The organism is Mesorhizobium sp. WSM4836, from assembly GCF_055811815.1.
On record NZ_JBVVQF010000010.1, the window covers coordinates 1 to 12,011 of the forward strand.

Annotated in this window: 9 protein-coding genes; 4 read left to right on the plus strand and 5 right to left on the minus strand. The window is 62.4% G+C overall.

The genetic code is table 11. The features are described 5' to 3' along the window. Window positions 1–93 precede the first annotated feature (93 nt). Together AC0L2P_RS13815 and AC0L2P_RS13820 are read right to left on the minus strand one after the other, a co-directional pair. On the minus strand, window positions 94–2,181 hold the full coding sequence (locus tag AC0L2P_RS13815) for a GAF domain-containing sensor histidine kinase (RefSeq protein WP_473501811.1): 2,088 nt from the start codon (window positions 2,179–2,181) through the stop codon (window positions 94–96). Window positions 2,182–2,230: 49 nt separating this feature from the next. Then, window positions 2,231–3,010, minus strand: coding sequence for a response regulator (locus AC0L2P_RS13820; protein WP_473502021.1), 780 nt, complete (start codon window positions 3,008–3,010; stop codon window positions 2,231–2,233). A gap of 46 nt (window positions 3,011–3,056) precedes the next feature. Here AC0L2P_RS13820 and AC0L2P_RS13825 point away from each other — a divergent pair, with 46 nt between their 5' ends. Continuing rightward, window positions 3,057–3,743 carry a winged helix-turn-helix domain-containing protein gene (locus AC0L2P_RS13825; protein WP_473501812.1) on the plus strand — a complete coding sequence of 229 codons (687 nt, stop codon included), beginning with the start codon at window positions 3,057–3,059 and terminating at the stop codon, window positions 3,741–3,743. A gap of 80 nt (window positions 3,744–3,823) precedes the next feature. Here the strand turns inward: AC0L2P_RS13825 and AC0L2P_RS13830 are convergent, their stop codons facing one another. Continuing rightward, window positions 3,824–3,991 carry a hypothetical protein gene (locus AC0L2P_RS13830; protein WP_473501813.1) on the minus strand — a complete coding sequence of 56 codons (168 nt, stop codon included), beginning with the start codon at window positions 3,989–3,991 and terminating at the stop codon, window positions 3,824–3,826. Between the two features lie 599 nt (window positions 3,992–4,590). Between AC0L2P_RS13830 and AC0L2P_RS13835 the strand changes: the two genes are divergently transcribed. After that, window positions 4,591–5,055, plus strand: coding sequence for a L,D-transpeptidase (locus AC0L2P_RS13835; RefSeq protein WP_473501814.1), 465 nt, complete (start codon window positions 4,591–4,593; stop codon window positions 5,053–5,055). 58 nt (window positions 5,056–5,113) lie between these two features. On the opposite strand, the gene AC0L2P_RS13840 is transcribed toward AC0L2P_RS13835, so the two are convergent. After that, on the minus strand, window positions 5,114–8,197 hold the full coding sequence (locus tag AC0L2P_RS13840; RefSeq protein ID WP_473501816.1) for an efflux RND transporter permease subunit: 3,084 nt from the start codon (window positions 8,195–8,197) through the stop codon (window positions 5,114–5,116). After that, entirely contained in the window at window positions 8,194–9,453 is a 1,260-nt protein-coding gene (locus AC0L2P_RS13845) for an efflux RND transporter periplasmic adaptor subunit (protein ID WP_473501817.1), read from the minus strand. Before AC0L2P_RS13845 ends, AC0L2P_RS13840 begins: the two co-directional genes overlap by 4 nt. Window positions 9,454–9,603: 150 nt before the next feature. On the opposite strand from AC0L2P_RS13845, the gene AC0L2P_RS13850 reads away from it, so the two are divergent. After that, window positions 9,604–10,140 carry a TetR/AcrR family transcriptional regulator gene (locus AC0L2P_RS13850; protein WP_473501818.1) on the plus strand — a complete coding sequence of 179 codons (537 nt, stop codon included), beginning with the start codon at window positions 9,604–9,606 and terminating at the stop codon, window positions 10,138–10,140. A gap of 117 nt (window positions 10,141–10,257) precedes the next feature. Next, window positions 10,258–11,862: an inorganic phosphate transporter gene (locus AC0L2P_RS13855; protein ID WP_473501819.1), complete on the plus strand. Its 1,605-nt coding sequence runs from the start codon at window positions 10,258–10,260 to the stop codon at window positions 11,860–11,862. Window positions 11,863–12,011 lie beyond the last annotated feature (149 nt).

Sequence of the window (12,011 nt, forward strand, 5' to 3'; positions counted from 1 at the left end):
CACGCCCTACGAGTTCATTTGCAAGGCATGGGCTGCACAGCCAGAACGCTTCAAGCTTGATCCGCTCCAGCAAATGCGGCCGGGACTAAACATCTAGCCGCCCAGAGCGACCTGCTCGGCAATGGCCGAGAGCACACCGCGAACGTCCAGCATGCTGAACGGTTTTTCGAGGATTGGCGGCCGCTGCTGCGCGGGCAACGCCTCGATCTCGCCTTTCGCGCCGATCAGATCGCCGGTGACAAGCACGAAGCGCCGCGCCAGACCCGGCAGTTCGGCGAGTAGCTCGCGATAGGCGGCTGTGCCGCTGGCTCCGGGCATGCGCAAATCGGAAAAAACGATGTCCGGCGGCACATGGCCGCTCAGCGTCGCGGCGGCCGATACCCAGGCCGGCACGATCCGCGACTTGATGCCCATCAACTCCAGAATGTCGGACAGCGACGCCGCGACGTCGGGCTCGTCGTCTATGATCAGCGCGTGACGCAAGCCGCTCGACCGCGACGGAGCTTCGCCGGCGGCGGCCGCGCCGGCCGCGATCGCCGGCAGCTGCACGACAAAACGCACACCTCTCGGCGAAACCTCCTCGAACCAGATATTGCCATTGTGCCGCTCGATGATCGATTTCGAGATCGACAGGCCGATGCCGGTACCGACACCGACCGGCTTGGTGGTGAAATAGGACTCGAATATGCGTGAGCGTATCGCTTCCGGGACACCTGGGCCGTTGTCCTCGACCGAGAATCCGGGATTGCCGCGGTCGCTGCGAAACGTCCTGACCTTGATCCGGCGGTCGCCGGCAATGCCGGCCAAGGCGTGCTGGCTATTGATGAGGAAGTTGGCGGCCACCTGCGTAACGTGGTCGGCATCGACCATGGCCAGCAGCGGGCCGCTGGCGAAATCGGTGTCGATGATGATGCCGCTCGATCGTGCGCCATAGGCGGTCACTTCGAGTGCGGCGCGGATCACCTGGTTGAGGTCCGTTTCGGCTTGCGCGGCCGGGTGCAGGCGGACCATCGATAGGAAACTCTTGACTATACGGCCGCAGCGCTCGGCAGCCGCGCGCACCTTTTCGGCGCGCACCTTGGTCTGCGGATCGGCGGCGAATTCGTGCAACAGCGTCGACTGGGCGACAACAACGGCCAGCGGATTGTTGAGCTCGTGCGAAACGCCGGCAAGCAGCGAGCCCATGGCCGCCATCTTCTCGTTCTGGTGCAGTTTTTCGCGCTGGCGGTTGATTTCCTCCTCAGCCCGCAACTTGTCGCGCAGGTCGCGGATGGAGCCGAAGATCAGCTGGCGATCGGCGACCCGCATCTCGGTTGCCGTCAACTCGATCGGAAAAACCTCACCGGCGGCATTCTGGGTGACCGTTTCAAGCCGTTGGCCGACCATCGGCGCGCCGCGGCCCGACATGTATTCGGCGCCCGACGCATACCCCTTGCGATAATATTCCGGCACGACCGTATCGAGCAGGTCCTTGCCGAGGATATCGCTGCGCCGATAGCCGAACATCTTCTCGGCGGCCGGATTGAATTCGATGATCGAGCCGGTCTCATCGATGACGATGATGGCGTCGAGCGAGGCCTGCAGCATGGTGCGGCGAATGACGTCGCTGGCATGCGCGTCGGAGGGCGACCGTTCGATGGCGTCGCCGATGGCGAGTGCCACCATGTGCAGCGCCGCCTCCTCCTGGTCGGTCCATTCGCGTTCGTCGACGCAGTCGTTGACCGCCAGCGTGCCCCACAAATTGCCGTGCGAAAAGACCGACACCGACAGGAACGACTTGATGTTCTGCTTTTCGAAATCCGTCCGCAGAAAGCCATCGAGATCGCGTGTGTGCCCCGCGAAGATCTTGCCTTGACGTTCGTCCTCCGCCAGCCGTTCCAGCAATGGATCCGAATCGACGACCGACTGCATGATGACTGTTGGTGACGCCAGCTCGCCGCCAAACCGGGGGGCGATCCAATGAGCGGCGACCGACTGGGCGAAGCCCTGGCCGGGTAGTTCGCGCAGGCGAAACAGGATGCCACGGTGACAATCGATGGCTTCGCAAAGCGTTTGGAGAATACCCTCCATCTCGCGCTGCCAGTCACCGGCTTCGCGCAGCCGGCGAACCACATGCACGGCCGCCATCGCCGCGCCCTGCCTGGCGCCCTGCACGTTCGCGCGTATTGTTTCAGCCGTCATTGTCAGCCGTCATTTCCTAGCCGTGTGGCTTGCTCCAAGCCGCCGCGCCTTAGTTATTTTCACCGGCTGGCAGCGAGAAGATATAGCCTTCGCCGCGCACCGTGCGCAGGAATTTCGGATTGGCCGGATCCGCCTCGATCTTCTTTCTCAGCCGCATGATGCGGATGTCGACGGCGCGGGATGATTCCGGGTCCTCGACGAAACCGATCGCCTCGGAGATCGCCGCCCGCGTCAACAGCCGGTTGGCGCGCGTCAGGAACACCTCCAGCACGTCGAACTCGCTCTTGGCCATGTCGATGACCGCGCCGTTGGCGCCGGTGACGAGCCTGCCGTCGAGATCGGCGTGAAACGGGCCGAAGCTCACGGACCGGCGGCCGCCGGATGTTTCAGCCTTGGCCATTTGTGGCTCGGTCGGCTCCGGAACGCGACGCAGCACGCTGCGCACCCTGGCCAGCACTTCACGCAATTCGTAAGGCTTGATCATGTAATCGTCAGCGCCGAGTTCCAGTCCGACGATGCGGTCGAGCGCGGTACCGGCGGCCGTCGCATAGATGATGCCGATCGGCATTTTCGACCGCATCCAGCGGCCGAGCGACAGGCCGTCCTCGCCCGGCATAGCGATGTCGAGAATGGCCAGATGGAAGGACTGCGTTTCCAAAAGGTCCCGCGCCGCCGCCGCACTTTCGGCCGTGGCCACATCATAGCCGCTGGCGCCGAGATATTCGGCGACCGCATCCCTCAGGTCCGGCTCGTCCTCGACAATGACAATTCGTGCCCGCACGATGCCTTCGCTCCCGCTTTCAGCGGAAAGTAAATTGGGTATAAACATGATGTCCAGCACTCTTCTTGGGTTGCCGTCTGCGGGGTAGAAAAACATGGCTGCACGATCCGTCATCGCGCTTGTTTCCGTCGCTGAAGTAGTCGCGACCGATCTCGCCGATCATCTCAAGCGGCGCGGGCATGACGTTCGCGCGGCGCGACAGCCGTGGGAAGCCGAATCGCTGCTTTCGGAAAAGGGTGTCGATGTCGTGGTTGTCGGTGACAGCGTCAGCCAGGCGGAGGGGCGCGACCTGCTCAGGCGACATGGCGGCGAAGGTGGACCGGATTTCATCCTGATCTGCCGCCCGGCCGATCTGGTCGACAAGGTGCTGGCGCTCGAACTTGGCGCCGCCGACGTCGTCGAAAGCCCGCTCAATGTCAGGGAGCTCGCCGCGCGCGTCGGCCGCCTTCTGGCTCGGCGCGGCAGGAGCGCCGGGGAACTGATCGTGCTGGAGAACGCCACCGTCGATCTTCGATCGGCCATCGTCATGCACCGCTCGGGCACGGAAGAACAGCTGTCCCCCGGACAGGTGGCGCTGCTCAGGCTGTTCCTGGCCAGCCCGCGCAAGGTGCTGACGCGGGACGACATCATCGCCGCCGCGCCCGCCGAAAATGCCGAAGCTTTCGACCGGTCGATCGATTCGCGTATCGTGCGACTGCGCCGCAAGCTCGATACCGAAACCATCACCACCATACGGGGGGCGGGGTACCGGTTCGATCCGCCGACGCAATTCGCCGATTGAATGCAGGACAGCCACCTTTTGTTGTGAGCATCGGATTTTTTCGAAACCGGTTTCCACTCTTGGGGTCCGATGCTCTTTCCTCAGCGCACCACGAGAAGCGACGGGCCGGACGGCATGTCACTGTTCGTGCTGATCTCGCCGGCATGGGCACGTTCCTTCAGCAGCACGGTGGCGAGGCCGGCAATGCCGAGCAGCCCCTGCACGTAAAGCAGGGCGGAAAGCACGGAAGCGGCGAATTTCGTTTTCATCCTGTTCGTTCCTCAAAATTGGAATTTGCGGGCACTTCAGGGAACCCCCCCGAAGCGCCCGCGCCGCCAGCGGAGCCCCCCGTTGCGGCGCGGGCCTTCGGTCCTCTCGGCTGCAAGTTGCCGGAGGCGCCGCGCATCCTCAACGGCTCCAAGCCGCCCCCGCCAGGGGGCTTGAGCCGGTTGATACGCAGGCTGGAAACTGTCCAGACCAATCCAGACCATGGCGAAAACAGTATTGGCTTCCGATCGTTCGTTGCCGGCTGTTTTCGTTAGGTCAACTTTGCCTGTTCGCTGTATCCGGATCATGCCGCCGACGCCGCGCTTTGTTGCAGCTCGGTTTCGGAGTGAGGTGAATTCCTCTCAAAAGAAAAGCATCACGGATTCGTGCCGCGGTTTGGCCGATCCGCTTAGGCAAATACGCCAGCGTCATGAAGACGTCGCGCAACTGCAAGCTGCTTTGCACGGACCTTTTCTGTTAACCAGGGGAAACAGAATCGAAACACAAACGAGCATCTAGCGAAATCGGCTTGAAACACGACGCCCCGATAAGCCGGTCATCGAATTGAGCCGATCGCCACCGGCAGAACAAGGGGGACATCATGCATACAGCCATTTCCGCCAAGCTCATCAACATCGCCGCCGCCGTCGTCACCGGTGCTGCCTTGCTTGTCAGTGCCGGCAACGGCGCAGCCCATGCCGCCGCCAACAAAATCGTAGCGCGAGTGTCGCTGTCGCAGCAGACCATGGAAATCCTGGTCGACGGCCGGCCGACATTCGCCTGGAAGGTCTCGACCGGCGACAGGACGCATGTCACGCCGACCGGTTCGTTCAAGCCGACCCGCATGCATGAAATGTGGTACTCGAAGAAATACGACAACGCCCCGATGCCGCATTCGGTGTTCTTCAGCGGCGGCTACGCCGTACATGCGACAAGCGCCATCAAGCGCCTCGGCCAGCCGGCCTCGCATGGCTGCGTGCGCCTGCATCCGGACAACGCCGCCGATTTCTACCAGCTCGTCGAGGTCTTCGGCCCGGCCAACACCAGCATCGTCATCGTCAAATGAGCGATGCCGCTCTCCTCGCTTCCAAGAAGGCCGGAAATCCGGCCTTCTTAATTAACACCTAATCCGGCATTACCGGCATCAGCTTCGGATCGGGCTTTTCGGCGTGATGCGGCAGGTCCTTGCTGGCGATAAAGGTATAGAACATCGGCACCACGAACAGCGTGAACATGGTTCCGACCAGGATGCCGGTGAAGATCACCAGGCCCATCGAATAGCGTGCCGCGGCACCCGCGCCGCTGGAGATGATCAGCGGCACCACGCCGAGCGCCATCGCCGCCGTTGTCATCAGGATCGGCCGCAGCCGCACCTTGGCCGAGGCGATGATCGCATCGCGCCGCCGCATGCCGTGCATTTCACGCTGCTGATTGGCGAACTCGACCAGCAGGATGCCGTGCTTGGTGATCAGGCCGATCAGCGTGATAAGGCCGACCTGGGTGTAGATGTTGAGCGTGCCGAGCCCGATATTAAGCGGCACGATCGCGCCGAAGATCGAGAGCGGCACCGCCATCATGATGATCAGCGGGTCGCGGAAGCTCTCGAATTGCGCCGCCAGCACCAGATAGATGACGAGCACAGCCGCCGCGAAGGCGATGATGATCGTGTAGCCCTGTTGCTTCTCCTGCCTCGACTGGCCGGTATAGTCGATGAAGAAGGTGTCGGGCAGGCTTTGCTTGGCAATGTCCTCGATCGCCTGTAGCCCATCCCCGGTAGTGATGCCGGGCCGCGCCAAGGCAGAGATCGTCGCCGAGTTGAGCTGGTTGAACTGCTCGATGGCGGCCGGCGACGCGTTGGTCGAGATCTTCACCACCGCCGAGAGCGGCACCATCTCGCCCGACACGCTGCGCACGAAATACTCGCCCAGCTTTTCGGGATTGTCGCGGAATTGCTGCGGTACCTGCGGGATGATGTCGTAGCTGTTGGATTCGCGGTCGAATTGCGCCACTTCGGCGCCACCGACCAAGAGGGTCAGCGTCCGGCCGATGTCGGCGATCGGCAGGTTGAGTGCCGCGGCGCGATCGCGGTCGATCGTCACCGTCACTTGAGGTGCGTCGAACGTCATCGAATTCTGCACGACGATGAAGCGGCCGGACGCTTGCGCCTTGTTCTTGATGTCTTCGGCCGCCTCGTACACCTGCGAGGCGTCGCCGGTAGAGCGTACGACCATCGTTATCGGCAAGCCGCCGCCGGACCCGGGCAGCGTCGGCGGCGCGAAGACGAAAGCTTCGACGCCCGCAACCTTGGCAAGGCGGGCGGTGATGTCTTCCTGAAGTTCCTTCGAGCTGCGCGCGCGCTCGGCCCAGTCCTTGAACGCAAAGCCGACGAAAGCGCTGTTCGTCGGGCCTTGGAACGCGACGGCGGAGAACCGCGCCCTGGTTTCGGGGATATCATTCACCAGCCCGAGAATCTGGTTCACATAGGTCTCGGTGTAGTCCGACGTCGCATAGCGCGGCGCGTTCACAATAGACAGCAAGAAGCCCTGGTCTTCTTCCGGCGCCAGTTCGCTCGAGGTCTTGGTGAACATGAAGCCGGTCGTGGCGACCAGTGCGATGACGATCATCAGCGTCACCGGGCGATAGTTCAACGAACCGGTGACCAGCCGCTCATAGATGTGTTCGACGCGCCCAAACGTATTGTCGACAATGCGCTGGAAGCGGCTGTGCGAGCCGGCCCTCAGGATGCGTGCCGACATCATCGGCGTGATGGTTAGGGCAACGACACCCGACAGGACCACAGAGCCGGCAAGCGTCACCGCGAATTCGCGAAACAGCGCGCCTGTCAGGCCGCCGGTGAAGGCCAGCGGCGCGAACACGGCGGCCAGCGTTATCGTCATGGCGACGACGGCGGACGAGATCTCCCGCATGCCGTTGAACGCCGCCTGCATCGGCGACAAACCATCTTCTTCCATGTGGCGGTGGATGTTTTCCACCACCACGATTGCATCATCGACAACCAGTCCGATCGCCAGCACCATGGCCAGCAACGACAAAAGGTTGATCGAATAACCCAAAGAAAACAGCAGGAAACAGACGCCGATCAGCGACAGCGGAATGGTCACGATCGGCATCAGCACCGAACGGAACGAGCCGAGGAAGAGCAGGATGACAACGATGACGATGGCGACCGCCTCGCCGATGGTCTTGAACACCTCCTCGATCGACGCGCTGATCTGCTCGGTCGAATCGTAGACGATCTCGATCGTCATGCCGAGCGGCAGCGTCTCCTGGATGGTCGGCACAATCTTGTGGATCGCCGCTGCGGTGGTCAGTGGATTGGCGGCCGGCGTCGGAAAGATGGCGAGAAAGATGCCGGGCTTGCCGTTGAAGGTGACCCTGGTGTCGGTGTTCGCCGCGGCGAGCTCGACGCGGGCCACGTCGCGCAGTCTCACCACATTGCCGTCTTTCGAGCGGAGCGGAAGAGCAGCGAAAGCCTCCGGCGTCTGCAGGGTCGAGCGAACAGTAATCGAGGAAGCCACATATTCGTTTTCGGTATCGCCGGGCGCGGAGAGGAAATTCGATTCGTTGATGGCGGTCAGCACTTCCGCCGCCGTCACGCCGCGCGCCGCCAGTTTTATCGGGTCGATCCAGACGCGCATCGAATATTCGGCGGCGCCGAAGATCTGCACGTCGGCGACACCCTCGACCGTCGACATGCGCGGCCGCACGACACGCTCGATATATTCGGTGAGCTGCTCCGGCGTCATGTTCGAATTCTGCATCGAGATGTACATCATCGCGAACTGCTGGCCGGTGCCTTTGACGATCACCGGGTCTTTGGTTTCGTCCGGCAGATCGCCGCGAACGCTCTGCACCTTCGATAAGACTTCGTTCAGCGCGACGTCGGGGTTGGAGCCGAGTTTCATCTGCACCGTCACGGTGCTGGACGACGGCCGGCTCGCCGACGTGACATAATCGATGTTTTCGGTCGAAGCGACGGCACGCGCGATCGGCGCGGAAATGAACCCCTGGATCAGGTCGGCGCTGGCGCCGGGATAGGCCGTGGTGATCGTGATGGCCGTTTCTTCAACCTCTGGATACTCCCGGATCGAAAGGTTGAAAATGCCCTGAAAACCCAAAAGCAGGATCATGCAGGCAAGCACGGTCGAAAGGACCGGGCGGCGGATGAAGAGGTCGGAAAAGCTCATCGCTGGGCTGCCTGCTGGTTCCCCGGCTTGCTCGGATCGATCGTGTTGTCGACTGCAACGGACATGCCATTGGAGAGTCGGTTCTGGCCGGCGGTAACGACTTCGTCGCCGGGCTCGATGCCCTCCAGGATCTCGACCAGGCCGGCGTTGCGGCGGCCTGGCTTGACGAACACCTGGGCGAGCACGAGCTGCGGCTTCTGTTCTTCCGCTGCCGGTTTGGCTGGGGTAGCGGCCGGCTTTTCTTCGGGTCTTGCCGCGGGTGCTTCGGTTGCGGGCTTGGCAGCATCTGCAGCCGGCTTTTCTTCCGGCTTTGCCTCGGGGGCCGCGCCGTTGGCTTCGGCGGATTTGGCCGGGCGCACCACGAAGACGAAGTCGCCGTACAGGCTGGAGGTCAGTGCTGTCTGCGGCAGCGCCAGCACGTTGTTCTCCTCGGGCAGTTCGACGCGCACCTGGACGAACTGGCCGGGCGTCAGCTTGCCTTCCGGATTGCCGACCTCCGCTCTCACCGTCACCAGCCGGCTCGTCGGGTCGATCTTCGGATCGATACCGCGGATGCTACCGGCGAACGGCATGTCGCCGCCGCCGACGCCGAGCCGCACCGTCTGTCCGATCTTCAGCTGCGGAAGCTGCTGCTCCGGCACGGTGAAATCGACACGCATCGTATCCAAGTCCTGCAAGGTCACCACAGCGGTGCCGGGTGTGAGATACTGGCCAAGGTCGATTTTCGGAATACCGACGGTGCCCTTGAAAGGGGTCGTCAACTGTTTTTGATCGAGCACCGCTTGCAGCTTGTTTACCTGCGCGGTCGAGACCGAGGCTGCCGCCTGCGCCGTATCGAGCGTAGCGTCGGTGCCGACCCCGCGCTTCTGCAGCTCGAGAGCGCGCATCAGCGTCGTCTGGTCGGCTGTGGCTTGCGCCATCGACGCAACGAGGTCGGCTCGCTCGACGGCATCGTCGAGCCGCAGCAGCACGGCGTTGGCGGCGACCTTCTGATTGGCATGAAACAGGATGTCCTTGACGATACCGGCCGTTTCGACCGTCAGGTCGACGCCGCGTACGGCACTGACAGTGCCGATCGCCTGGATGCCGGGCGTCCACGAAATCGGTTTGACGATGACCGTCGACACGGTCGCGGCCGGCGGCTTCATCGTGGCGAAGAACTGTTTGATCGCATTGTCGCGAAACAGGTTGAAGCCGACGATGCCGCCGCACACCAGCACGAGCAGAATGAAGGCAATTAGGAAGCGCTTGATCACGAACAGTCCTCTCGGCCATGGCCCAGCATAACGGTCGGACGACCGGAACACATACCTGTGACTGGTCCCAATTTCAAATGATGGCGATCTTACTGTACCGTCTGGACGGTCTTGTCAATTCCGCCTAAGCTAATGTATGGGGAACGCTTGATGAAGGCCCGCCGAGCAAATTCGCGTGAGAAAATTCTCGCCGCCGCCGCCGACGTGGCGCGCGAGACGGGTCCTGGCAGTCTGTCGTTGGATGCGGTCGCCAGCCGTGCCGGCGTGTCGAAGGGTGGCCTTCTCTACAATTTCCCGACCAAGGCGAAATTGATGCAGGCGCTGGTGGAGGATTATCTAAGCGCGTTCCAACAGGCGCTTGAGGCCGCTCGCACGAACGGCGTCAGGGGCGAGAGCCCGCTTGCGGCCTATATCAGGCTTTCGGCCGAGCATGCCGAGGCAACGAAACCATCGGCGTCCTGGATCTTTTCGGCGATTGCCGAGGATCCCGATTTCCTGACACCGATAAAATCGTTCAGGCGGCAAGTGTTCGAGCGGCTAAAGGACGAAACGCCGAACCTCAGGGCACTGCTGGTCTGCTATCTCGCCATCGAAGGGCTTCGCAGCATGAACCTGTTCGGTTCGGACATTCTCTCGGCCGAAGAGCGCCGGCTACTGATATCGACCCTGCTGGAGATCGCGGAATAGGTCAGGAACCCGTCCAGCATTTTCTGCTTCGTCTCAAAGCGCCCCGCCGTCACACAGGCTTCATTGTGCGGACCTAGCGTCCTCCCATTCTTTGCTGCAATGCACGAGGAGTGGGGTATGGTCGATATTGTTTCAAGCGAAGCAGGAATTCCAAGGCCGGAGCATCCGCTCGACCGGCCATACGGCACCGGCAAATGGTTTCTGCCGGCCTTTGCCGTCATCATTCTGGGCGGCCTTGCCTATGTCGGCTGCGCGCTCGGCCAGGACCTGACCAGCACCGTCGCGGTGCCGTGGATCCTGCTTGGCCTGGCGCTGCTGATCGCGATCGGCTTCGAATTCGTCAACGGCTTTCACGACACCGCCAATGCTGTGGCAACGGTGATCTACACGCATTCCATGCCGGCCGAGCTCGCGGTGATGTGGTCCGGCTTCTTCAACTTTCTTGGCGTGCTTACCGCCAGCGGGGCGGTCGCCTTCGGCATCATATCGCTGCTGCCGGTCGAATTGATCCTTCAGGTCGGATCGAGCGCGGGGCTGGCCATGGTCTTCGCGCTGCTGGTCGCAGCGATCCTGTGGAATCTCGGTACCTGGTACCTCGGCCTGCCTGCCTCGAGCTCGCACACGCTGATCGGCTCGATAATCGGCGTCGGCCTCGCCAACCAGTTCATGGCCCCGGCCGGCTCCGTCACCAGCGGCATCGACTGGTCGCAGGCGTCCAATGTCGGCCTGTCGCTTCTGATCTCGCCGCTGGTCGGCTTCTGCCTGGCAGCGCTGCTGCTTCTGCTGATGAAACTGCTGGTCAGAAACCGCGAACTCTACGACGCGCCAAAGTCGAGCGCCCCGCCGCCGCTGTGGATTCGGGCGCTGCTTATTTTCACCTGCACCGGCGTGAGCTTTGCCCATGGCTCCAATGACGGGCAAAAGGGCATGGGCCTCATCATGCTCATCCTGATCGGCGTCGTGCCGACCGCCTTCGCGCTCAACCGCACACCGGACGTAAACTATCTCGAGGCTTACAAGTCCGCGGCGACGCAGGTCGAAACGGTACTCGGCAAATACGTCAAGCCCGGCGTCGCCGTGACCGACGCGGCGACCGTGGTCGGCGATGCCGTTCGCACCAAGACCTGGAAGGACGAGACCACGCCTGCCCTGCAGAGCTTCATCCACGACACCAGCGCCATGTTGTCGCCCTATCCGTCCGTGGAAAAGCTGCCGACAACGCTGGTCAGCAACGCCCGCAACAACATCTATCTTATCGGTGAAGCGCTGAAGCTGATCGACAAGAAGAAGCTGCTGCCGATCGAGGCGGACGACCTGAAGGCGGTGACGACCTATCACAAGGCGGTCGACAACGCGACGAAGTTCATCCCGCTCTGGGTCAAGGTCGCCATCGCGCTGGCGCTCGGCCTCGGCACCATGGTCGGCTGGAAGCGCATCGTCGTCACCGTCGGCGAGAAGATCGGCAAAAGCCATCTGACCTACGGTCAGGGTGCGTCCGCCGAGCTTGTGGCGATGGCGACGATCGCATCGGCCGACTATCTCGGCCTGCCGGTCTCGACCACCCACGTGCTGTCGTCGGGCGTTGCCGGCACCATGGCGGCGAACGGTTCGGGCTTGCAATGGTCGACAGTGCGCAACATGCTGATGGCCTGGATACTGACCCTTCCAGCCTCCATCTGTCTTGCCTTCGTGTTGTTCGTAATCTTCCGCCAGGTGTTCTGAGCGGGGGAAAAGGTTTTGACCAGAATGTCGCGGCGCCCGCCCCCCCGCCCCCCCCAGCACACGAACCACGCGAGAGAAAGGGGGCCAAGCAAATAACAAAGCGAAATAAAATAGATTTACACCCCACCCCCCCCCAACATACCCGGCGG